The sequence below is a fragment of the Streptomyces sp. NPDC003691 genome, from assembly GCF_053981115.1.
The window spans coordinates 22,725-46,206 of sequence record NZ_JBSFNQ010000061.1 but is presented as its reverse complement, the minus strand read 5'-3'; the positions used below and the strand labels follow the sequence as shown (position 1 = coordinate 46,206).

The window sequence follows — 23,482 nt, the reverse complement described above, 5'->3', positions numbered from 1 at the left end:
TCCTGGTACATCTTCGCCGCGTCACCGTCGAAGTTCTGCTTCGTATAGCCCAACGCATCGGCCACCATCGCCTGAAACGTCGTATTCAGCTGCCCATGCAGATCGTTGTGCACCTCGGCCAGCGCAAACAGCTTGTCCTCATCACCATCCGGCGGAACCTCACCCGTCAGAATCGCGAACAGCCAGGCACACTCAGGAGGAAAGTGAATGGTCAAGAATCAACTCTTCTTCGACCCGTTGATGTGATCGGTGATGTCGTCCTGGGTACCGCTCATCTTCTTCCCGTGCCCGCCGAGGCTCTTCCCGCTTCCCGCGGTGGCCTCACCAAGCGTCTTGACGCCGTCCACCAGCGGAGTGACCCCCTGGTAGTACTTCTTCTCGAAGGCTTCCCCGAACTCGCCCGTCCCCCAGCACCCCCGATAGGTGCTGATCTTGTCGACGTACTCCTCACCCATGACCTTGAGCTTCTCGCCCGCTTCCTCCAGGGACGCCCCGGCCTTGCCGACCTTCTCCGGGTCCATGTCGACGCCGCTCATCGGCCCGCTCCTTCCCAGGTGCCGCCGGTGGCGCCCGTGGTGCCGCCGTCATCGGATTCGTCGTCGATCAGCTCGTCGAAGAGCGCGCCCGTCGAGCGGGAGCCGGCCGGGGTCGAGGAGACCTCGATGCCCTCCTCGCGCAGCGGAGCGAGGAGTTCGTCCCAGGCCATGGGCGCGAAACCGCCCTCGGCACCGGCCGACAGCCCGGGGACAGGGCCGAAGGGGCGGTAGAGATCGAGCAGTTGGGACGCCGCCTCGGTACGGGCCTGGGCGATGGTGGCCATCAGCGCCCCGGCCAGCTCCGCGGGGGCCATATTGCGGTAGCGCGAGGTGGGAAACCGGAGGTTCTTCAGCTCGCCCTGCGCGCCGACGGTCGCCTCCACCGCGCGGTCCTTCGACGTCACGGTCACGGAGATCCGCCCGGCCTCCGCCGCGGCCCGCTCCAGTTGGGTACGGGTCTCCTCGAATTCCGCGAGGGCCTCGGCCAGCTGTTCTTCCAGGGGATTGCTCATGTCGTGTCCATCCGTGCTGCTCGTCGCCCGCGGGCGAATGTCGTACTCGGGGGCCCGGTGCCGCCGGGCCGGGCGGCGGGTGTCAGCGGCCGATCACTCCGGCGACGCCGCCTTCGTCGGTGCCCCAGACGTCTTCGTCCTCGCTGACCCAGGTCGCGCGCTCGCGCTCCTCGCTCTGGCCGCCCTGACCGCCGCCCATTCCGCCCATTCCACCCATGGGGGGCGGCATCATCGGCATCATTCCCGAGGTGGTGGCGGGGCGGCGGACCACGTTCTCGTCGCCCGTCGTGTTCGGGCGGACTCGGCTGGCGGTCGTATCGTTGACCGCCATCGAGCGCCCGCTGCCACCACCGGCGCCTGCGGATCCGGCGCCACCGCCGCCGGCAAGGTTGCTGCCCGGAGGCACGAAGCTGTTGCCGATGGTGTTGGGGTTGAGGGGCGGGGGCGGCGGGGGGCCGCCCGAGCCCTGACTGCCGCCGCCCGAACCTCCGGTGTAGAGGTTCGGCACCCACGGGGACTTCTTCCGCTCTCGGTCCAGATAGTCGAAGCCACCGCTCCCGTTGGAGCCGAGCCCGGACGAGCCCTTGCCCCCGGTGACGCTGACCGTGCGGCCGTCGGCGTCGGTGGTGACCGTACGGCCGTCCGGATAGGTGATCTTGCGGCGGCCGTCCTTGTACTCCTGGTCGACCGTGCCGTCCGGGTACCGGGTGGTGGTGGAGCCGTCCACATTGTGCGAGGTGATCGCACCGGCCTTGCCGCCCAGCGGGTTGAGGTGCTCGGTGGTCTTCTTGCCGTCCGCGTCGGTCGTGGTGTACGTGCCGTCGGGGCCGAGCCGGGTGCTGCTGCCGTCCTTGTAGGTGGTGACGACCGTGCCGTCCTTCTCCACCTTGGCCACCGAACCGTCCGCGTACTGGATGGTCGAGGTGTTCTGCCCCAGCCGGGAGACCGTCTTCGTACCGTCGGGGTCGGTCGTGGTGATGGTCCCGTCGGCGCCGACGGTGGTCTTGATGCCGTTGGCGTGGACGGTGGTGGCCGAGCCGTCCTTGTTGTACGTGGTGGTGGAGCCGTCCGGGTTCTTCACGGTCTCGCCCGGCTTCGGCCGGTCGACCGTCTTGTTGCCCTCGGCGTCCGTGGTGGTCAGCGTGCCGTCGGCCGCCCGCTGCACGACGGTCCCGTTCTTGTACTGCGTGACCGAACTGCCGTCGGGCTTGTAGGTGGTCTTCGTACCGTCGGGGTAGGTGACCGACTGGCTGCCGTCGCGGTGCAGCACGGTGGTGGACCCGCCCGGGTTCACGGTGGTCACCGTACCGTCCCGGCCGATGGTGGTACTGGCACCGTCCTTGTGCGTGATGGTCCGCGAGCCGTCCTGGTTGTACGAGGTGGTGGAGCCGTCGGGACCCTTGACCGTCTTCAGCGGCACGGGCGGGGTGCCGCTGCCGGGGAGGCCGCCCGGGTTGAGCCCCAGGCCGGGCGGGATGACGCCGGGCGGGGTGGTCTCCTTGCGGCCGTCCGGGTAGGTCGTGGTGTACGAACCGTCCGGGTTGCGCACGGAGACCGAGCCGTCGGGGTTGCGGACAACGTTCTTGTCACCGCCGGGCCCGTTGAGGTCGAGGCCGGGCGGGGGCTTCAGGCCCCCCGGGAGGCCGGTCCCGGGTCCCTTGTTCGCGGGGTTGTTGGGGTCCAGACCGGGCGGGGGCTTCAGACCCCCGGGGAGACCGGTTCCGGGCCCCTTGGAACCGTTGTTCCCACCGATTCCACCGATTCCGCCGGGTCCGAGCCCGGGTGGCGGCTGACCGCCACCACCGAGCCCCTTCTCCATCTCCTCCTTCTTCTTCTCCATCTCCTCCTTCTGCCGATCGGCCTCCCGCTGCGCGTCCGCGGCCTTGCGCTCGGCCTCGCGCTCGTTGAAGCGGGACTTCAGATCGGTGAAACCGGTGCTGAAGGAGAAGGACGAAGTGGCGAGCGCGAACTCGGCGAGCGCGTTGTTCAGCTCGATCGCCAGCGGACCGGCCTTGTCATCAAGTTCCTTGAGGCCGATCGGGCCTTCCGCGCCGCCGGTGCCGGCCACCCAGGATTTGTATGCCTCCTGGCCGAGGATGCGCCAGGCCTGCTCGGTTCGCAGGTCCCCGAAGGGATCCAGATAGATGGAGAAGTCACCACTCTTGGTCCCGACGATCCTCGTCTCCCGGCCGAAGCTGCTTCCCCAGCCGACCGTACTGCTGTACGCCTGGAGCTCGGTGCGGGCGATATTGCGTTCGTTCAGATGCTTCGCGACCTGGTCGAGCCAGTAGTCGAGGTGATGGGTCGGCAGCCAGCCGCCGCGTGAGTTGTTCACCCACGCCGACCACGCGTCCTTGAGCTTTCCAGCCACCTCGTGGAGCTTGTTGGCGGCGTCGACGAACGTCTTCCCGGGGATGGATTTCGGCAGATAGGAAGGCACATATGTCATCGTGCTGGCCGTCGCGCCCTCGGCCGACAGGATCGTGACGAGGTTCTTGTAGCCGAGATGCACCCCGTCGATCAGTTCCCGGAAAGCATCGGCGCTGGTTCCCCTCCAGGCGGCATCCTCGTCACCGAGCGCCTTCAACCAGGCCGCCAGCAGCGGCTCCTTGCCGACGAAAAACTGCTGGACCGCATCGAAGGCCCTGGCGTTCTCGATGAAAGAGTCGATCTTGACGCTGTTCGGTACCCCGGTCGGCTTTCCGTTGAAATCGAAGTTGTCGGACGAACCTTTGGCCACCAGTTGCTCAAGCGCCTTCCCCTGCGCCCAGTCGTACTTCCCCGCCACACCGTCATTACTGAAGTCCGCACCACCCACACCACCGCTCCACGGGACACTCAGTGTCACCCGGTAGAAGGACGTGATGGTGTTCCCCGACGAGGCGTCGTCGTAGAAGCTGATCGTCCGGTCCGGCTTGTACTCGGGGTTCTTCGTCTGCTCGTTCTGGGCGAGGTAGTACAGATCCAGCTTTTCGATCTTCGGAGTCACCCAGCCGTGCCCCAAGGCACTGTTGTTGTCCACGGTCCCGCCGATCTTGCCGACGTCCTCGCGCTTTCCGGCGTCGTACCCGGTGATCGGTCGGACGACGTCCTCCCAGAGAGCATTGGCGGCCATGCAGACGAGTCCTTCGGTGAGATCGGTGGTGTGGGGAGACGCGTTGGGAGGTCAGACGGACTTCGGCGGGACGAGTCCCTTGCCGACGTTCATCCAGTCGTCGAGAAACTTGCGGGAATCCACCTCGTCCAGGCTGGAGTCCTGGGCCGACTCCATTGTGGTGATGGTGATCAGCAGACTCTGCTTGATGGTGTCGAAGAGCGTCTTCTGCTGCTGCTCGATATCGGCCAGCGTCCCGGCCGCCGCCTTGTAGTACCCCGTCAGAGGTTCCGCGGTAACCGCGTCGCCCTTCTGGGCCGCGCCCAGGCTCCCGAGTACCAGAGGGTGCGCGACGTAGCTGACCGTCCCGTTCTGCCGGGCCATGCCCGGCATGGCGTTCACCGTGCCCTCGCCGTCGGGGTCAACGGGGGCGGTCATCAGGGTCGTGATGTCCTTGATGAACTTCTCCACCCCGCCCTCCTTGTCATCCCTGAACTTACGGAGGTTCTCCGGGCTCAGATGGCTGAGGGGATGGTCCTTGCTGCTCATGTCCGCTCTCTCTCACAACGGGGACGGCACGGCGGGAAGGGCGCCCCGGGACAAATCCGCGGCGCCCGGCGGCACGCCTCAGACGCGGATCGAGCCCCAGTCGCCCGCGGCCTTGTTCTCGTGCTTCCGGTAGATCTCGACGATCTGCTCCAGCAGCGAGCTGTGCTTGGTGAGGATGTCCGCCAGGCCGTTGGACGCGGCGTTCCAGGCGGCCTGCTTCTCGTCGTACGTGGCGGCGTCCATGCCCTGCCAGGCGGCGCGCAGCACGTCCAGCTCCGAGTTGAGCGCGACGACCGTGTTCTGGATGGCCTTGGTCTGCATGCGCATGTCCTCCGCCGCCATATGGACGGAGTTGTACTCGACGTGGATGACGCCGTCGTTGAGGTGACTGTTGAAGGACACGGGGTGGTCTCCAGGTGGTCCGGGTGGGTGGAGCGGAGGGGAAGAGAAGGAAGGCGGAGCCGGGTCAGCTCTTGCGGCCCATCAGAGCGCCGTAGGCGCTGTCGCCGAGCTGGGCGTGCTGGGACTTCGCCGCCGAGATCAGCTCTTCGATCTCGCTCTGGGTGCGGTTCTGGGCGAGGCCGGTGCGCTGGAGGGCGTCCATCATCTCCCGCATCCGGGCGGTGATCTGGTCGACCTGGCCGCTCCACTCGTTGAGCAGGTTCTGGAAGGCGCCGCCGTCCTTGCCGCCGTAGGCCCTGATCAGGCCGTCCATCGTGGTGCGGACGTCCTGCTGGGAGCGCTTGATACCGGTCTCGGCCTGCTGGAGCGCGTTGTGGCCCAGCTGGTTGGAGTGCTGGCTGGAAGTCTGGAGGTTCCCGGGGCCGGGAGTGGTCATGGCGTGTCCTTGGGTCAATGAGGAGAGGCCGTGGAGGCGGCGCGATCAACCCGCGCCGAACGCGGCTGATGCTAGGGAGCGATGGATGGAGCGGGCAATGATCGGGTGGTTTTCTTGAGCTTTCTCTGATCTTCCGTCATGTCGTGCCGACCTGATCGGAAGGGTGTGGCGCCCCAGAGGATGTGCTGGGAAGTCAGGTGGTTTACCGGCAGGACCGATTGGCTGAAACTCGACCATCGGCGGCGCCGGTGGCGGCGGCGATATCCAGGTCGGGGCCGGTGGGCAGCATGTCGAGGAGCCGTGACGGCACGGCCTGAACCGGTGCCCCCTTGACGCCGAGGCGCTGGGCCGCGGCGCCTTCGCCGATGCGGTATTTCACCCCGACGTCGGTGACCAGATAGGTCGTGGTGCCGCGGACTCCGCCGCCCGCGCCGAGGGCGGCGACCAGGGCGCCGCGGCCGCCCTTGACGGTGATGCCGTCGACCGGAAGGCAGGCGGGGGCGATCTCGGGACCCCTGGCCGGGGGTGCCGGGGCCTGGGCCGCGGGGAGCAGGGCGAGCCGTACCCGGGGGGTGGTGCCCTCGGGGGTGATCTGGGCGCAGAGCGCAGCGCCGGAGGCGGCCCGGACGGCCGGCGGGGTGGTGTTCGGCCAGTCGGCCGGGTCCTGGACGGTCTTGCCCGCCGGGGCCTGACGCTGGGTCAGTGCGTCGGCGGTCAGGGGCAGGGCGGTGGGCCGGGCGCCGGGGTAGGCCTTGGCGGCGGTGCGGGCGTCGCCCAGGACGAGGGCGGCGGCGAGGGGGCTGACCGGGCGCAGTCCGGCCTTCTCCAGCAGGAAGTACTGGCCGGTGGCGCCGGGCGATTCGAGGCGGAAGACCTGGCCGGTGCGGGCCGGGGCGGTGCCGATCCGGCCGGACGGGGTGCCGCGGCCGTCGATCTCGGGGGCCACCAGGTCGGCTCCGGCGGGGAGGCTGCTGAGGAAGGCGGCCGAGACGGGGACGGGGGTGGTGCCGGAGTAGCCGAGGGCCTGGAGTGCGCCGTGGCCGCCGATCCGGAGGCGCTGGTCGCCCCAGAGGATATGGCGGGTGCCGTCGTCGGCGCGGACCAGCAGGGCCTGCTTGCGGCCGGGGACCTCGCCGTCGGCGGGGGCGCCGAGGCGGAGGGAGGTGCGGGTCTGGCGTCCGGTGCCGTCGGGCCCGGTGCGCAGGGGTTCTTCGGCGCAGACCTGCCAGGCGCCGCGTTCCAGGTCACCGGCGGCGGGCAGGGAGTCCGGGGCGCCGGGGATGCCGACGGGGGTGCCGCGCCGTTCGCCGCGCAGGGAGGCCGCCGAGACGCTGACCGTGGTGGGGGTCTTCTCGGCGAGGAGCCTGGCGGAGGCGTAGTTGTGCACCGGGCGGAGCACACCGTCGAGGTAGAGGTAGCGGGTGCCGGTGTCCTTCTGGACGATCAGCGCGTTCGAGGTGCGCCAGCTCTTGTTGCCCGCGGGTGCGATGAGTCCGTAGAGCAGGAAGCCGAGAACAAGGACGACGGCGAGGCCGATGCCCCAGGCCAGGCCGCGGTTGGTGCGGCCGGCCGGGGTTTCGGGGGCGTCGGGGTCCTGGCGGAGCATTCCGCCGGTGAGCCGGCCCATGACGAACATATGCGCCTGGACCTGGTCTTTTCTGGACTGCACTGGGTGGTTCCTCCGCCCTGATCCGGTGGTTGGTGGATGGTGCGGCCGGGGCCGCCGCGGCCGTGGCCGGGGTCAGCCGGAGATACCGCGCAGACGGCCGTACACACCGAGCACCCAGAGCGCCAGCGGGATCAGGGCGACCGCCGCGCAGGTGTGGAGGATGTCCCCGGCGCGGCCCCAGTGGGGCAGCATCCGGCGGCCGGGCACGGTCCAGGAGGCGATGGCCGCGGCGCCGGTGAGGGCGAGCAGCAGGGCGACCAGGACGGGACGCCGCTCGGGGGCGAGGTCGGGGGCGACGGTCAGGGCCATCAGGGCCAGACCGTAGAGCCCGGGCAGGACCACGGCCGGGCGCTGCCAGGCGTGGCCGATACCGCGGGAGTGGAGCAGGAGCAGCAGGCAGATGACCGCGGCGGTGACCCGGGCGGCGGTGCCGGAATCGTCGGCGAGGAGCGCGGTGAGGACTCCGGCGAGCAGCAGGCCGATGGCCGCGTACAGGGCGGTCATCCACTCCTCGGCCAGGCCGGTGCGGGTCACGACATGGCCGTGGGGGTGCGGGTCGATTCCCTCCTGGAGTTCCTCGGCGTTGTTGGGGAGGACGGGAAGCCGCAGGCCGGAGAGGCGGAAGGAGATGCCGGGGACCAGTCCGCCGAGGATGACGGCGACCACCGCGACGGGGGCCGCGGCGGGGCCGGTGCCGGTGTCGAGGGCGAGCATCAGGCCGCCCCAGACGGCGCCGCCGAGGGCGAGCACTGCCAACGAGAGCAGCAGGGGTACGTAGGCGGCGACGGCGGCGACCGCGAGGACGGAGCCGCCCGCGGCGGCGGCCGCCGCGGCGAGGAGTCCGGGGCCGGTGAGCAGTCCGCCGCCTTCGGTGTCACCGGCCGTCAGCAGCGCTCCGGCCAGGGCGAGATACGGGGGTACGAAGACTCCGAGGGCGGCGCCGGCGGCCGCGTCGCCGACGGCCCGGGAGGCCGCGGCGGCACCGAAGAGCACCAGCAGTCCGGTGACCGCGGCGACGGCGGCCCGGGTGGTGAGCGGGCCGCCGGGCAGGGCGCAGACCAGCCAGCCGGCGGCGAGCAGCAGTACGGCGGTGCCGAGCAGCAGCCGGCGGCCGCTGCGGGCGTCCCAGCCGTGGGGCCGGTCCAGCATGCTGCTGGCGACGCCGTCGACGAGGTCGTCGAAGTGGATCGCGGGCAGGGTCTCCGCGCGGGGACGCAGATGCAGGGTCTCGCCGTCGCGCAGGCCAAGCGCCTCCGGGGTGCTCTCCTCGTCGAGGGGGTCCTCGCCGAGGCGCTGGAGCACCCAGCCGCCGTGCTCGATGCCCTGCTCGGCGAGTTCCTCGCCCGCGTGGTCGAGCAGGGTCGGCAGCAGGTCGGCCAGGGGGACGTCGCCGGGGACCGCGAGGTCGAGCAGTCTCCGGGGGGTCTTCACCGTCAGCCGGCACAGACCAGGGCTCGATATGCCCGAAGTTTCCGTCATGCGAATGCCGCACCTATCCGAGGGGCCGGGGTACCGAAGGGGAGGTAGCGCACACTACCTTGGTCAACACGTCAGGTCACAGGGCCCCATTGGCCCCGGCGGCGGCCGACCGCGCCGTGACGGCCCGGCCCGGTTCACGGGTGCGCGGCCGCGACCGGGACGTGAGAACCCGAGGAGATATCCAGCGTGAGCACCGTGCTGTTCCGTCGGCCCGCGCGCCGCCGCGGCCCCGACATGCCCGAGGGGGAGCTGAGTCTCCAGGAGCCCCCGACGCTGCCGGAAGCGGAATCCAACACCTCGGCGATGTGGACCTATCTGCCGATGGGTCTCACCTCGCTCGGGATGCTGATGATGTTCCTGAGACCCAATCAGGCCACGGTCTTCAGCTATGTCGCCATCGGGCTGATGCTGCTCTCGTCCGTGGTGATGATCCTGGCCCAGGTGATCCGCAGCGCGAGTGAACGCAAACGCAAACTCAAGGGTGACCGGCGGGACTATCTGCGCTATCTGACACAGATGCGCCGCAAGATCCGGGTCACCGTCGGGGAGCAGCAGAAGGCGCTGGCCTGGCGGCATCCGGAGCCGGCCGCGCTCTGGGCGCTGGGCGGCACCAGCCGCCAGTGGGAGCGCCGGGCGACCGACGAGGACTTCAGCGAGGTGCGGGTCGCGGTCGGCGAGCAGAAGCTCGCCCTGCGGCTGGCACCGCTGGCGACCCGGCCGGTGGAGGATCTGGAGCCGCTGTCGGCGCACGCCCTGCGCAGTTTCATCCGGGCCTACGGCACCGTCCCGGAGCAGCCCATCGCGCTCTATCTGCGGGCCTGGTCCCGGGTGCTGGTCACGGGCGACGAGGAGCGGGCCCGGGGCCTGGTGCGGGCCCTGCTGGCGCAGCTCGCCGCCTTCCACGCGCCGGAGGAGCTGAACGTCGCGCTCTGCGTGTCCGACGAGCGGCGCGCCGAGTGGGAATGGCTCAAGTGGCTGCCGCACGCGCAGCACGGCTACCAGCGGGACGGGGCCGGCCAGGCCCGGCTCGCCGCGGCCGACTTCCAGTCCCTGGAGGAGCTGCTGGGGGCCGACTTCACCCAGCGTCCGCCGTTCGATCCGGACACCCCGCCGGGCCGCGAGGAGCCCTTCACGCTCGTCGTCGTCGACGGCGGTTCGATACCCGGCGGGCACCGGGTGACGGGCCCCGGCTACCGCAACACCGTACTGGTCGACCTGACCGGCGCGCTGGAGTGGAAGTCGGGCCGGGGCACGCTGCGGCTACGGCTCGACGAGGAGGGCCTGCATCTCGTCCGAACCGATCGCGACCGCAAAGAACAGTCGACCCGGCTGGGTGCGCCCGACACCCTGGGCCCGGTCGCGTCGCAGGCGCTGGCGCGGCGGCTCGCACCGTACCGCCTGGGCGGCGGGGTCACCGCTTCCGAGCCGTTCGTCACCGAGACGGAGCTGACCGCGCTGCTGGGCATCGCGGATCTCCGCCGCCATGAACCGGAACGGCTGTGGCGGTTCCCCGTGGAGGGCCGGGGACGGCTGCGGGTGCCGATCGCGGTCGGCGAGGACGGCACTCCCGTCGAGCTGGACATCAAGGAGTCCGCCCAGGGCGGCATGGGCCCGCACGGCATGCTGATCGGGGCCACCGGCTCCGGCAAGAGCGAACTGCTGCGCACCCTCGTCCTGGGGCTGGCGCTCACCCACTCCTCGGAGACGCTCAACTTCGTCCTGGTCGACTTCAAGGGCGGCGCGACCTTCCTCGGCATGGACGAACTGCCGCACACCTCCGCCGTCATCACCAACCTCGCCGACGAGGTGGCGCTGGTCGGCCGGATGCAGGACGCTCTCCACGGCGAACTCGTCCGCCGCCAGGAACTGCTGCGCAAGGCCGGCAACTACGCCTCGGTCCTGGAGTACGAGCGGGCCAGGGCCGCTGGCACCCCGCTCGCCCCGCTGCCGAGCCTCTTCGTCGTCGTCGACGAGTTCAGCGAACTGCTCGCCGCGCACCGCGACTTCATGGAGCTGTTCGTGATGATCGGCCGGCTCGGCCGGTCCCTCGGGGTGCATCTGCTGCTCGCCTCCCAGCGGCTGGAGGAGGGGCGGATGAGCCAGCTGGAGGGCCATCTGTCGTACCGGATCGGCCTGCGGACCTTCTCCGCCATCGAGTCCCGCGGGGTCCTCGGGGTGCCCGACGCCTACCATCTGCCGTCGCAGCCGGGCAGCGGCTATCTCAAGAGCGGGGTGGAGGCGCTGACCCGGTTCCGGGCGGCGTACGTCTCCGGCGCCTACAAGGCGCCCCGGCGCGGCAGCGCCCGCCGGGCGCAGATCGACCGCCAGGTGGTGCCCTGGGGTACCGAGTGGGTGGTGCCGCGGGTCCTGCCGGAGGCCCCGGAACCGGAGCCCGAGACCGAGCCGGAGACCGAGGAGAGCCTCCTCGGACTCGCCCTGGACAAACTCGTGGGCAGCGGCCCGCCCGCCCATCAGGTGTGGCTGCCGCCGCTCGACGCGCCGCCCGCCCTCGACACCCTGCTGCCGCCGCTGACCCCGCACCCGGACCTCGGGCTCACCGCCGCCGACTGGCCGGAGCGCGGCCGGCTGCGGGTGCCCGTCGGTCTGGTGGACCGGCCGTTCGAACAGGTGCGGGACCTCCTCGTGGTCGATCTGTCCGGCGCGGGCGGCCATCTCGCCGTCGCGGGCGGCCCGCAGAGCGGCAAGAGCACCCTGCTGCGTACCCTGATCTGCTCCCTCGCGCTCACCCACACGCCCCGTGAGGCACAGTTCTACTGCCTCGACTTCGGCGGCGGCGCGCTGTCCTCGCTCGCCGGGCTGCCGCATGTCGGCGGCGTGTCGGGCCGGCTGGACCGGGAGCGGATCGCCCGCACCCTGGCGGAGGTCACCTCCCTGCTGAACCGGCGGGAGGTCTTCTTCCAGGAGAACGGCATCGACTCGATGGCCACGTTCCGCAAGCGGCGGGCGCGGGGCGAGTTCCCGGACTCGCCGTTCGGCGATGTCTTCCTCGTCGTCGACGGCTGGTCCACCGTCCGCACCGATATGGCGGACGATATGGAGCACTTCCAGGGCATCGCCTCCCGCGGTCTCAACTACGGCGTCCACCTCGTCATCAGCACCTCCCGGTGGGTGGAGGTGCCGTCGTGGCTGCGGGACCAGATCGGGAACAAGCTGGAGCTGCGGATGGGCGATCCGATGGACTCCTCGGTCGACGTCCGCAAGGCGGCCACCGTGCCCGTCAGCCCCGGCCGGGGTCTGAACACGGACAAGATGCACTTCCTGGCGGCGCTGCCGCGGATCGACGGCGAGGAGCGGGCCGAGGATCTGGCGGACGCCATCGCCGATCTCGTCGAAGCGGTCTCGGACGCCTGGGACGCGCCCCCGGCACCGCCCGTACGGATGCTGCCGACCAGGCTGCCGGTGGCGGACCTCCCCCAGGGACCCGACCCGCTGCGGATCACCATCGGTATCGACCAGGCCGAACTGGAGCCCGTCCGGCACGACTTCACCCAGAGCCCGCACCTCTATGTGGTGGGCGACACCGAGAGCGGCAAGACCAGCGCGCTGCGGCTGGTCGCCCAGCAGATCATGGCCCGGCACAGCCCGGACGAGGCGCGGTTCCTGGTCGCCGACTTCCGGCGCGAGCTGATCGCCGCGATTCCCGAGGAGTACCGGCTGGGGCACGCCGTCTCCGCCGATCCGCTGCGGGAGTACGTCAGCGGAGTGGCCCGGGCGATGTCCGAGCGCACCCCCGGCGCGGACATCTCCCCGGCGCGGATGCGGCGCGCGGACTGGTGGGAGGGCCCCCGGCTGTTCGTCCTCGTCGACGACTACGAGATGGTCGGTTCCGGTTTCGACAGCCCCTTCGAGCCGATGCTGACGCATCTCGCGCTCGGCTACGAGGTCGGCCTGCATCTGGTCGTCGCCCGCGCCGCGTCCGGCGCGGGCCGGCAGGACCCGCTGGTGCGCAAGCTCCAGGAGGTCAACTCCACGGTCCTGCTGCTGTCCTGCCCGCCGTCCGAGGGCCATGTCGTCGACGGGGTCCGCTCCCGCGTCCTGCCGCCGGGCCGGGCCCAGAGCGTGGTCCGCCGCAAGCCGGGGATGATGCAGCTCGCCCTTCCCGACGAGGTGCCGGAGGAGTCCGGAGCGGAGTAGCCGCGCCGTCCGCCCCGCGTGCAGCGGGGCGGACGGAAGGACCCGGGGCCGGTGGGGCGGAACCGCGGACCGGGTCCGGCGGGGCGGAACCGCGAACGAGTCCGGTGCGGGGGCCGTACAGGCGGGCAGCCCGCGCCGGGCTCCGGTGCCGGGCCGCACCGGTCCCGGGACCGGTCCCGGGAGCCGCTGCCGACACCGGCGTCACTGTCCGACCCAGCGCGCCGCCCGAGGCCACGCCGTCCGCCGCCGGGCCGGCTCCCGTACCGGTCGGCTCGACGCCCTCCCTGCCCCGGACCGCCCCGACCCGGCGAAGCCGCAGCGACCACGAAGTCGCGGCGGACTCCGGCGCCCGGGTCGCGGGGCACCTCCGGGTACCGGCCCCGGCAGGCAGGCCGTTCCCCCCGGATACCGCGGGCGGACCAGGGGCCTCCCCCGCGGTATCCGGCCGGGCGGGGCCGCCGGTGCCCGGGCCGCGGGCGCGTCGCGCACCCCGTGGTGGACCCGGCCCGGCGGGGCCGCCGGTCAGGTGGTGCGGCGGTCAGGTGGTGCGGCGGTCCCGTTCGAAGTTGCCCGGGCGCCAGTTGCGGGCGCGGCCGCGCGGGAGGACCGCGGCCAGGAACGCCACGGCCACGATCGTGCCCAGGGAGACCGCGACGACCAGCAGGGACGTGGAGCGCGCCGCGGAGGTGTCGGCCTGCCGCGGCAGCGCCACCGGCTTCTCCTTCGCGGCGGCCGCGGCCGCCGCGGGCCGGGCGATGCCGGACACCGCGCCGTACGGGTCGAGGGCGGGCAGCCCGGCGCCCGGATAGGCGCCGGACAGCAGCCGCTCCCGTACCTCGTCGGCCCGGAGGGACGGATGGTAGGAGCGGACCAGCGCCGCCGCGCCCGCCGTCAGGGCGGCCGCCAGGGAGGAACCCGAGGCCGTCCACTTCCCGTTCCCGGCCGGGCCCGGACCGACGAGGGCCGCGCCCGGCGCGGTCAGATCGGCACGGGTGAATCCGGGGGCCGCCGGGTTACGGACGCCCTGCGGGCCCGTGTCCACCACGGCCAGGGCCTCCGGCGGCGGCGCCGGGGCGGGCGGGCCCTGGTTCCCGCCGTTCCGCGGGGCGGAGTCCACGGCGGCCGGGACGACGACCAGGCTGTCGCTGCGCGCGGCGGCGGCCATCGCCGCCCGTACCGCCGGGGCGGAGCCGTCCAGCGGCGCGGTCACGGTGATCACGTCGGCACCGGCCTCGGCCGCCCGCCGGACCCCCTCGGCGAGCAGCGCCGGATCGGGCTCGCCCCGCTCCCCCGTGCCCCGGACCGCCAGGATCCGCGCCTCGGGCGCCACCCCGGAGAAGCCCTGCCCGGGCAGGCTCGCCCCGGCGACCAGTCCGGCCTGGAACGTACCGCGGCCCACGCAGTCCCGGTCCGCCGCGCCGACGGCGGTGACCCGGCCCGCCAGCACGGCGGGTGCGTCGCTGACCCCGGTACCGACCACGGCGACCGTGGTACCCCGGCCCCTGGAGAGCTTCCACACCTGGTCGAGGCCCAGGGCGCGGCGGGTCCAGGGCGCTGCGGGGGTGGGCCGGCCGCGGAGGACGTTGCAGCCGTCCTGTCCCTGCGGAAGGCGTTCCGGCATGCCCGGCAGGGCGGTCGCCGCTCCCCCGGTGGCATCGGCGGCCGGGTCGGTGGGATCGGCGGCGGCGGGCGCGGGCAGCAGTACGGCGAGCGTGGCCAGGCCGAGCAGCGCGGTGGTACGGCGGCGCAAAGGGACGTCCTCGCTTACGGGGTCGGGCCCCGCCCCGCGGAAGGGCGCGGGGCGGGCGGGGTACGGGGCGGACCGGCCGGCCCGGCGGCTGACTAGCCCCGCAGGTCCTGGGGGAGCAGCAGGCGCAGATCGTCGAGGGTCGGCGCGGGGACCGCGCTGAGCCGCCGGGCCTGACGTGTCATCATGGTTTCCAGGGTCTGCCGGGCGAGCCGGGCGTTGCCGAAGGTGCGGCCGCGCGGAATGGCCTCGAAGTGGTCGTGGAGTTCGGCGGCCGTCCCGGGGGCGCATTCGTAGCCGTTGTCGACGGCGTGCTGCCGGACGATGGTGACCAGTTCGTCGGAGGAGTAGTCGGGGAATTCGACGGTCCGGGTGAAGCGGGAGGCGAGACCGGGGTTGGAGTTGAGGAAGCGGTCCATCTCCTCGGTGTAGCCCGCGGCGATCACCACGACCTCGTCGCGGTGGTCCTCCATCAGCTTCAGCAGGGTGTCCACGGCCTCCTGGCCGAAGTCGGAGGAGCCCGCGCCGGACGCGGGGGTGAGGGTGTACGCCTCGTCGACGAAGAGGACTCCGCCGAGGGCCCGCTGGAAGACCTCTTTGGTGAGCTGGGCGGTGTGGCCGACGTAGCGGCCGACGAGGTCGGCCCGGGACACCTCGACCAGCTGGCCGCGGGGCAGTACTTCGAGGGAGGCGAGGAGTTCGCCGTAGAGCCGGGCGACGGTGGTCTTTCCGGTGCCGGGCGGTCCCGCGAAGACCAGGTGGTTGCTGATCCGGGGCGCCGGGAGCCCGGCGGCCTTCCGGCGGCGGGCGGTGGCCAGCAGATTCACCAGATCGCCGACCTCGCGCTTGACGGCGGCAAGACCGGTGAGGGCGTCCAGGCGGAGCAGCGGGTCCTGGTCGTCCCCGTCCTGGCCGGGTCCCGCGGCGGCGGGCAGTCCGACGTCCTCGGCGGTGAGCAGCGCGAGGTCGCGTTCACCGACGTCGCCCCGGGCGGCGAGCCGGGACGCCTGGCGGTCGACCATCTCCTCGAAGACCTTGCGGGCGGTGCGCCCGTTGCCGAAGGAGGCGTCGCGGGGGATGCGTTCGAAGTGGGTGCGGAGCGCGGTGCGGGTGTCGCCCTCCAGCTCGTAGCGGTGGGCCGAGCACATGCGTTCGACGATGGTGACGAGTTCGTCGGAGGTGTAGTCGGTGAACTCGACGTTGCGGGTGAAGCGGGAGGCGAGGCCGGGGTTGGAGGCGAGGAAGTCCGTCATCTCCTTGGGGTATCCGGCGGCCACCACCACGACGTCTTCGCGGTGGTCCTCCATCAGCTTCACGAGGGTGTCGATGGCTTCGCGGCCGAAGTCGGCGCCCGAGCCGCCGGAGTCGGAGAGCAGGGTGTACGCCTCGTCGATGAAGAGGACGCCGCCGAGGGCCCGGTTGAAGGTCTCGGTGGTTTTGATGGCGGTGCCGCCGATGATCTGGGCGACGAGGTCGGCGCGGGAGACCTCCACCAGATGGCCGGAGCGCAGAACGCCGAGGGAGGCGAGGATGGAGCCGTAGAGCCGGGCGACGGTGGTCTTTCCGGTGCCGGGCGGTCCCGCGAAGATCAGATGGCGGCTCATCGGCGGCGCGGGCATCCCGAGCCCGGCGCGGCGCTGTGCCATCCGGTTGAGGTTGATCAGGGTCAGGACCTGGTGTTTGACGTCGTCGAGGCCGATCAGGGATTCCAGTTCGGCGACCGGTCCGTCCGCGGCGTCCACGGCGTCGCCGGTGACGGGTGCGCCGCCGGGGAGCCGGCCGTCGCCCGCGGCCTCCGCCTCGGCGGCGCTGCCCCAGGCGTCGGGGGCGCCGTTGCCGGTGCTGGTGAGCTGCTCGACCGCGATCCGGTCGCCGGCGACGGTCTGGCGGAGCCCGCTGCCGGTGTTGTCGCGGAGGGCGCAGTCGATGAGCGAGACGGGTCCCGGTCCCTCGATCCGGACGCCGTCCCCGGCGGCGCCGGTCACCTCGCAGGAGCTGAGGGAGGCGCGGGCCTCCGCGGCGATCCGGACGCCGTGCTCCCCGGCGTCCCTGATCTCCGCCCGGGTCGCGGTGAGTTCGCCCTGGTCGTCGACGCGGATACCGTCGGCCGGGCAGTCCCGGACATCGAGGTCGCGGACGGTGAGGGCGCCGAGGGCACCGATATGGAGCGCGGGGCCGGTGCCGCCGCGCAGCTTCCCCTGGCCGACGTAGAGGCTGCCGTGGCCGGAGACATGGATCCCGGCGCCGCCGCTCGCCTCGACCAGGCACTCCTCCAGCCGGCCGCGGCCGTCCTTGAGTACCTCGATGCCATGGCTGCCGGCGCGGGTCACAGTGGAGCGGCGCAGCAGCGGGTTGGCGCCGTTGCGGATGACGATGCCGCTGCCGGTGCTGCCGTCGACTTCGAGCCGGTCGGTCTCCGCGGCCGAGTCCTCCTCCAGGAGTACGCCGGTCGCTTCGGCGTCCCGGACGACGGTGCCGGTGAGCACGGGCGAGGAGTGTCCGGCGATCCGTACGGCGGCGTCCCGGGCGCCGCCGAAGACGCAGTCCTCGACCGTGCCGCGGCTGCGTTCGGTGATCAGGAGGCCGTGGCCCGCGGTGCGTTCGGTGCGGCAGCGGCGCAGGACGGGCGCGGCGCCGCCGCCGACGACGAAGCCGTGGCCGCCGGTGTTCCGTGCGGTGACCTCCTCCAGGAGGGTGGCACCGGAGGAGTTGACGAAGACTCCGACCGCGCAGTCGGTAACGGTGGTGCGGAGCAGGGTGACGGTGCTCTGTTCCTCGGCCGCGGCGGCGGGTTTGTCGGTGGCGGATATCTCGCACTCCTCCACCCGCACCACGGCACGGCCGTTGGCGAGCACGCCGTTGCCGCGGGCGTCGCGCAGTCGTCCGCCGCGCAGCGAGAGCCGGCCCTCCTCGCCCGCGACGACGGCGGAGGTCCCGAGGTGCTCGACGACGCAGCCCTCCAGCAGGCTCTCGGGGGTGGAGGTGGTCACGACCCCGGCGCCCTTGGGGTTCTCGATCCGGCACTGGCGGACGGCGAGGGAGCCCTCGCCGCGGGCGAAGAGGGCGGCCCAGGACGCGCCGTACACATCGCAGCGGTCGAGCAGCAGCTGGCCGCGGGGGACGTCCACGACCGGGAGGTCGTCGTCGTGGCCGCGGAGGACGAGGTCGTTGACCATCGCCGAATCGCAGGACAGGGTCAGGGCGGTGCCCCGGCGGGGGGCCAGTTCGACCGTGCCGCGGCCCTCGTGCGCGGTGAGGGTGAGGGAGGTGGTGAGGGTGAGGCTCTCCTCGTACCGTCCCGGGGAGATGCTGATCACGGCACCGGTCCGGGCGATCCGGAGGGCTGCGGAGATGGTGGAGCAGTCGCCCGTACCGTCCTGAGCGACGGTGAGCACCTGGCGTGACACTTTCTGACCTCCCGGGCGCCCCGACGTCGATGCTCCGTACGAGTCCGCTCACGCCCGGGGCGGGTGAAACCGATGTGCCCATCATGCCTGTTGAGGTGCCCGGATTGCCACCGCGGGCGGGCCACCGCCGCCGCGGTCCGGCCCGGCGGGGCCGGGCTTAGGGGGGCGTAGGGGGCTGGTCGAGGGTTACCGGGGCGGCGCGCCCGCGGTGACCATGGCGGGAATTCGGCCGACTTCGGGAGCCCGCCATGACAGGACTGGGAATACTTGGCACGGGGTCGTTCCTCCCGGCCGAACGGGTGTCGAACCGGGTGGTGGCCGCGCGGGCCGGCGTTCCCGAGGAGTGGATCGCCCGCAAGACCGGCATTCTGAACCGTCATTACGCGGCGCCGTCGGAGGCCGCGTCGGATCTTGCCGTCGAAGCGGCCCGGGAGGCGCTCGCGGCGGCCGGTCTCGGCCCGGAGGACCTGTCGTGGATCCTGGTGGCGACCTCGACCCCGGACCATCCGCAGCCCCCGACGGCCTGTCTGGTGCAGGACCGGCTCGGCGCGGTGAACGCCGTCGGGTTCGATCTCAACGCGGTCTGCTCCGGTTTCGTGTTCGCGCTCGTCACCGCGGCCGGGCTGCTGGCCGCCCCGGGCGGGGGCGCGGCCGGGCCGGGGTACGCGCTGGTGATCGGGGCGGACGTGTACTCCCGGATCATCGACCAGGCCGACCGGCGGACGGCGGTCCTCTTCGGCGACGGCGCCGGGGCCGCCGTCCTCGGCCCGGTCGGTCCCGGCCGCGGGCTGATCGGCTCCCGGCTGGCGAGCCGGGGCGACCGGCACGATCTGATCGGGGTGCCCGCGGGCGGCAGCAGGTTCCCGGCCTCCGAGAAGACGGTCGCCGAGGGGCTGCACCACTTCCGGATGAAGGGGCGCGACGTCCGCGACTTCGTCACCGAGGAGGTGCCGCGGGCGGTGCGCCGGACCCTGGAGGAGCACGGGCTGCGCACGGAGGACGTCGACCACTTCGTCCCGCACCAGGCGAACGGGGTGATGCTGGCGGAGGTGCTGCCGGCCCTGGGCCTCGACCGGGCCCGTACCCATCTGACCTGTGCCGAGCACGGCAATACGGGGGCGGCGTCCATCCCGGTCACCCTGGACACCGCGGTGCGGGCGGGGGCGGTCCGGGACGGGGAGCTGCTGCTGCTCGCGGGCTTCGGCGGCGGGATGACGGTGGGCACCGCCCTGCTGCGCTGGGCGGGGAACCCGGGCTGAGCCGTACCCGGGCCGCCGGTCCGGGCCACGGCTCTCGTCCGCACGCCCGTACGGATGCGAGGATGACCTCCCTGGTACGGCGAACGAGGGGCATGCGGTGCGGCGCTACGACCGGTTGAGGGAGATCCTGCGGCTGGACCCCGAGCGGGACTGCTGGGAGATGTACCGGCTGATCGCCGCCCACGAGTTCCCCTGGGACATCACCCGCGCCCTGGAACTGGCGCTCTTCCGGACCTACGCCGTGCCCTCCATCGGCTCGCTGCTGTTCCGTACGGGGCAGTTCACCGAGCGGGCTCAGAAGCGCTACGACGACACCGCGCTGCTGCTCGACGCGGTCGTCGAGCACGGCTTCGGGAGCGGGGAGGGGCGGACCGCGATCCGGCGGATCAACGGGATGCACCGGAGTTACGACATCGGCGACGACGATATGCGGTATGTGCTGGCGACCTTCGTGGTGATGCCCAAACGCTGGCTCGACGCCTACGGCTGGCGCCGGCTCACCCCTCATGAGCTGCGGGGCTGTACCGCGTACTACCGGACCCTCGGCCGGCATATGGGGATCCCGGACCTGCCGGAGACGTACGAGGACTTCGAGCGGTATCTCGACGCTTACGAGGTACGGCACTTCGGCTGGGACGACGGCGGGCGGGCCGTCGCCGACGCCACCCTGACCCTGCTGACGTCGTGGTATCCGCGGCCGCTGGCACCGGGGCTGCGGGCGGCCACGGTCGCGCTGCTGGACGCGCCGCTGCGGGAGGCGTTCCGGTTCCCGGCGCCGTCGCCGGTGCTGCGCGGCGCGGTCGAGGGCACGCTGAAGCTGCGCGGACGGGCGGTCAGACTGCTGCCGCCGCGCCGCGAACCGCACTTCGGCCGGCAGAACCGTGAGATCAAGGGCTACCCCCGGGGTTACCGGCTCGCGGACCTCGGCACCTTCCCGGTGCCCGGTGCCGGGGCGTGTCCGGTGCCGCGCGGTACCCCGGGGGCGGGGCCGGAACGGGACCGGGAGGAGTAGGACCCGTACGGTGCACGCGGGCGCGCGGCCCGGTCGCCCGGCACCCGGGCCGTCCCGTCCCGCGGGACAGGGGCCGCCGTCCCGTCCCGGGCGGGACACCCGTGGCCGCTGATGGGCCGGGTGCACCGGCCGCTGTCCCGCCGCGCGTCCCGGACAGCCCGGTGTCCCGCGGCCTGTCCCGCCGGGGCACCCGTGCCTTTCGGTCCTGACCGAAAGCCTTCTGGCGGCCCGTCAGGGCATCCGTCAGGATGACGCGCGTGGCGAACCAGGGAGAAGGGTCACCGCGCGAGGCGCGGAACACCGCCGAGTTGGCGGCTCTGTTGCGGAGTCTGAAGGAGCGGTCCGGGCTGACGTACCGGGCGCTGGAGGAGGCCGCGGCCCGGGCGGGGGACGTCCTCCCCCGCAGCACCCTGGCCGCCGTACTGAACGGCCGCGGACTGCCGCGCCCCGAACTGCTGGCCGCCTTCGTCCGGGCGTGCGGCGACGGCGACCGGACCGCGGAGTGGCTCGACGCCCGGGCGCGGATCGCGGGTCTGCCGCCGGAGGCCGCGGACGGCCCGCCCGGCCCGGGGGACGGACCCGGCGGAGCACCGGGCGGCGGGGACACCACGGCGGACGGGGACGGCGGGGCCGGGAAAACAGTGGCCGCGGAGGCCGCCGGGCCCGGGGAATCCGAGGCGCCCGGTCCCGCCGGGGAACCCAGGGAACGCGGCCTTCCGGCGGCCCGGCGCAGGCTGCCCGCCTATGCCGTCCCCGCGCTCGCCGCCGTACTGATCGCCCTCTCCGTCTGGCTGGTGGCGGCCTCCGGCGGGACCCGCGACAACGACGAGCGTCCGGAGTCACGGACCACGGTGACCGCCGAGCCGGCCCCGGAGGCCCGCCCGCCGGACGGCTATGTCCGGCTGCGGCCGGTGTCCGCGCCCGAACTCTGCCTGACGGACGGCCGGGTGACCGACGGACGGTACACGCCGCTGGTCGCGGTGCAGGACTCGTGCGAGGCGGTGGCACCGCAGTCGACGACGCTCGAACCGCTGGGCGGCGACAGCTTCCGCATCGTCTGGCACCACCCCGACTACGGCAAGGGCTGTCTGAAGGCGCTCGCGGAGGGCACCGGCCGCGGACTGCTCGAACCCTGGGACGAGTGCTCGCTCGGCAGCCGCTTCCACGCCGAACTCTCCGGTCCGCCGGGCGGCAACACCTTTGTCCTGCGGGTCGACGGTCAGGGCTGTGTGGGCATCAGGAACGGCTCCGGGGCCCTCGGCGCCGAAGCCGTGATGGGCCGCTGTACGGCGGCCGACCACCAGATCTTCGTCATCGAGCAGATCTGACGGGCGGCGGGCGGCGCACCGCCTCAGCGGCGGCCCCGCCGTCCGCCCGCTCCGCCCTCGCCACGGCCCGGGCCAGCGGGACGAGACCGTCGCTGCCCGGCCGTACCGCCGCGGTCAGCGCCGCGGCCCCGGCGGAGACGTCCCACTCCGGCAGTTCGGCGGACTCCGGTCCCTCTCCTTCGGCGACGGCCGCCCGGACCATCGCGGCGAGCCCGGCGGCCGCCGCATCCCGGTCGGACGCCCCGGCCGCGGCGGCCAGTTCACCGGCCCGCCGCCGTACGCCGTCGTCGAGCCGCGGGCCGAGGGTGAGCAGCCGGTCGTGGATCAGGGTCTCCCGTACGGTACGGCGGGTCATCGGCGACGCCCACCAGGGCGTGCCCGCCGGGCCGCCCGCCGCTCCCGGGGTCTCCCTCAGCAGCTTCCACAGCGGCGCCAGTCGACGGTGGGCGGCCCAGGAGGTCGCCTGGTCGTCCAGCCGGGGGCCGATCAGCGGGATCAGGAAGCCGACCGCCGTGACCAGGGCGCCGAGACCCGCGATGGGCGGGGCGACACCGGTGCTGAGCGCCGACAGATCGCCCCCCAGCCAGGCCGCGAACACGGCCGTCAGCTTGGTGGCGCTGAAGGCCCAGTTGAGGACGAATCCACAGACCAGCACGGACAGCCCGGCCCGCAGCCAGCCGCCGACATGCCGCGCCCAGCGCAGACAGAGCACGGTGGTCACGGTGGCGGAGAGCAGATGCGCGCCGAGGTACAGGACGATCATCTCGCGGATGTACGGGGTGGTGGCGTAGTACGTGTCGAGGTCGCGCAGCCGCTCCTCGGGTGCCTCGCCCAGGAAGAAGAGGACGGGCAGGGCGGCCGTGGCGGTCGCGTAGACGGCGACCCACTGCCGGGTGCGGCGGCGGACTTCGGCGGGCGGTCCTCCCCGCCAGTTGACGATCAGGACCAGACACGAGCAGTCGAAGACGCCCATGATCATGTAGACGAGGGGGCCGGAGAAGTTGGGGATCCCGGTGAGTTCGTTGACGGCGGAGATGGTGGGCGGGGCCCCGAAGAAGAAGCAGAGGCCGGCGGTGGCGACCAGGGCGCATACCCAGCGGATGAGCGGGTTGTGGCTGCTGCGGATCAGCGCGGGGGCCTTGGCGAGCAGGACGAGGGCGAGAAAGGCGGCGGGGACGTAGTAGTCGCTGCTGCGCACGGGGATCAGTCCGTCCCGGCCGGGCCGTCGCCGGTGGCCGCGCCCTTCGGCGGCGCGGGCCGGGACGGCCGTCCTAATCGGCCCGGCGGCGCCTGGCCGGCGCGGCGCGGGGGTCCGGCGCTGGCCCCGGTGTGGGCGAGCGTCTCCTGGATGCGCCGCGCGAGGGGGCTGTCCGGGGAGGTGCCCTCCTGCTCCACCCAGGGCCGCAGCCGGGTGGCGAGACCCACGCCGAACTGTTCGGCCTCGGCCTCCTCCGCGGCCACGAAGCCGGTGCGGAGGGCGAGGCGCTGTACGGCGGCGGTGAGATCGGCGTCGCGGACGACGGCCCGGGCGGCCATGCCGGTGCGTTCGGGGTGCCCCGAACAGTGCCCGGCGGTCATATGCCACACCTCATGGCCGAAGATCACCAACTGGTGCAGCAGGCTGGTGCGTTCCTCGACGCAGATGATGTCCCGGTCGGCGGTGTCGAGATAGAGACCGCTGGCGGTGCCCGGCGGGAAGGGGACCAGCCGGTGCAGCACGGGGCGGTCGCGCAGCCCGCTGAGCCGGTCGCACAGGACGGTGAACACGGCTTCGGCCTCCGGCGCCGGACGCTCCCGCTCCACGGCGCGCGCCAGCTCGCCCCGGAGTCTGCGCATCTCGCGCCTGGTGCCCACGTGCCACTCCCCGGATCCTCGAATCATGACGGGCCGGCGGTCC

The 23,482-nt window shown here is 72.7% G+C and carries 17 protein-coding genes; 4 read left to right on the top strand and 13 right to left on the bottom strand.

The window, feature by feature from the left end; genetic code table 11:
- From ACWDR0_RS25110 to eccD, 9 genes are all read right to left on the bottom strand, one after another.
- On the bottom strand, positions 1 to 215 hold a 215-nt coding region (locus tag ACWDR0_RS25110; protein WP_456354017.1), incomplete at its 3' end, for a hypothetical protein.
- A gap of 3 nt (positions 216 to 218) precedes the next feature.
- Complete coding sequence (locus ACWDR0_RS25105) at positions 219 to 536, bottom strand: hypothetical protein (RefSeq protein WP_456354016.1); 318 nt, start codon at positions 534 to 536, stop codon at positions 219 to 221.
- Positions 533 to 1,048 (bottom strand): YbaB/EbfC family nucleoid-associated protein, encoded by a 516-nt coding sequence (locus tag ACWDR0_RS25100; RefSeq protein WP_456354015.1) that lies wholly within the window; start codon positions 1,046 to 1,048, stop codon positions 533 to 535. Before ACWDR0_RS25100 ends, ACWDR0_RS25105 begins: the two co-directional genes overlap by 4 nt.
- An 82-nt stretch (positions 1,049 to 1,130) precedes the next feature.
- Positions 1,131 to 4,163 carry an AAWKG family protein gene (locus tag ACWDR0_RS25095; RefSeq protein WP_456354014.1) on the bottom strand — a complete coding sequence of 1,011 codons (3,033 nt, stop codon included), beginning with the start codon at positions 4,161 to 4,163 and terminating at the stop codon, positions 1,131 to 1,133.
- A 51-nt stretch (positions 4,164 to 4,214) separates the two neighbouring features.
- Complete coding sequence (locus tag ACWDR0_RS25090; protein ID WP_456354013.1) at positions 4,215 to 4,691, bottom strand: type VII secretion system-associated protein; 477 nt, start codon at positions 4,689 to 4,691, stop codon at positions 4,215 to 4,217.
- Positions 4,692 to 4,769: 78 nt separating this feature from the next.
- A complete protein-coding gene (locus ACWDR0_RS25085; protein ID WP_456354012.1) occupies positions 4,770 to 5,093 on the bottom strand; it encodes a WXG100 family type VII secretion target in 324 nt (107 codons plus the stop codon).
- A 64-nt stretch (positions 5,094 to 5,157) separates the two neighbouring features.
- A complete protein-coding gene (locus tag ACWDR0_RS25080) occupies positions 5,158 to 5,529 on the bottom strand; it encodes a hypothetical protein (RefSeq protein WP_456354011.1) in 372 nt (123 codons plus the stop codon).
- Positions 5,530 to 5,731: 202 nt separating this feature from the next.
- Positions 5,732 to 7,198: a type VII secretion protein EccB gene (gene eccB / locus ACWDR0_RS25075; protein ID WP_456354010.1), complete on the bottom strand. Its 1,467-nt coding sequence runs from the start codon at positions 7,196 to 7,198 to the stop codon at positions 5,732 to 5,734.
- Positions 7,199 to 7,270: 72 nt separating this feature from the next.
- Positions 7,271 to 8,677 (bottom strand): type VII secretion integral membrane protein EccD, encoded by a 1,407-nt coding sequence (gene eccD / locus ACWDR0_RS25070; RefSeq protein ID WP_456354009.1) that lies wholly within the window; start codon positions 8,675 to 8,677, stop codon positions 7,271 to 7,273.
- A 186-nt stretch (positions 8,678 to 8,863) separates the two neighbouring features.
- Here eccD and eccCa point away from each other — a divergent pair, with 186 nt between their 5' ends.
- Entirely contained in the window at positions 8,864 to 12,832 is a 3,969-nt protein-coding gene (gene eccCa / locus ACWDR0_RS25065; RefSeq protein ID WP_456354008.1) for a type VII secretion protein EccCa, read from the top strand.
- Between the two features lie 538 nt (positions 12,833 to 13,370).
- On the opposite strand, the gene ACWDR0_RS25060 is transcribed toward eccCa, so the two are convergent.
- A complete protein-coding gene (locus tag ACWDR0_RS25060; protein WP_456354007.1) occupies positions 13,371 to 14,582 on the bottom strand; it encodes a S8 family serine peptidase in 1,212 nt (403 codons plus the stop codon).
- Positions 14,583 to 14,674: 92 nt separating this feature from the next.
- Entirely contained in the window at positions 14,675 to 17,986 is a 3,312-nt protein-coding gene (locus ACWDR0_RS25055) for a right-handed parallel beta-helix repeat-containing protein (RefSeq protein ID WP_456354006.1), read from the bottom strand.
- A gap of 248 nt (positions 17,987 to 18,234) precedes the next feature.
- Between ACWDR0_RS25055 and ACWDR0_RS25050 the strand changes: the two genes are divergently transcribed.
- The 3 genes from ACWDR0_RS25050 (at position 18,235) to ACWDR0_RS25040 (ending at position 21,585) form a co-directional block, all read left to right on the top strand.
- Positions 18,235 to 19,245, top strand: coding sequence for a 3-oxoacyl-ACP synthase III family protein (locus tag ACWDR0_RS25050; RefSeq protein WP_456354005.1), 1,011 nt, complete (start codon positions 18,235 to 18,237; stop codon positions 19,243 to 19,245).
- 97 nt (positions 19,246 to 19,342) lie between these two features.
- Positions 19,343 to 20,257 carry an oxygenase MpaB family protein gene (locus ACWDR0_RS25045; protein ID WP_456354004.1) on the top strand — a complete coding sequence of 305 codons (915 nt, stop codon included), beginning with the start codon at positions 19,343 to 19,345 and terminating at the stop codon, positions 20,255 to 20,257.
- Between the two features lie 257 nt (positions 20,258 to 20,514).
- Entirely contained in the window at positions 20,515 to 21,585 is a 1,071-nt protein-coding gene (locus ACWDR0_RS25040) for a helix-turn-helix domain-containing protein (RefSeq protein WP_456354003.1), read from the top strand.
- Here ACWDR0_RS25040 and ACWDR0_RS25035 read toward each other — a convergent pair.
- Both ACWDR0_RS25035 and ACWDR0_RS25030 read right to left on the bottom strand, forming a co-directional pair.
- Complete coding sequence (locus tag ACWDR0_RS25035; protein ID WP_456354002.1) at positions 21,569 to 22,783, bottom strand: MAB_1171c family putative transporter; 1,215 nt, start codon at positions 22,781 to 22,783, stop codon at positions 21,569 to 21,571. The two genes, ACWDR0_RS25040 and ACWDR0_RS25035, sit on opposite strands and share 17 nt — an antisense overlap.
- A 5-nt stretch (positions 22,784 to 22,788) precedes the next feature.
- A complete protein-coding gene (locus ACWDR0_RS25030; RefSeq protein ID WP_456354001.1) occupies positions 22,789 to 23,439 on the bottom strand; it encodes a toxin-antitoxin system, toxin component in 651 nt (216 codons plus the stop codon).
- Between the last annotated feature and the right edge of the window lie 43 nt (positions 23,440 to 23,482).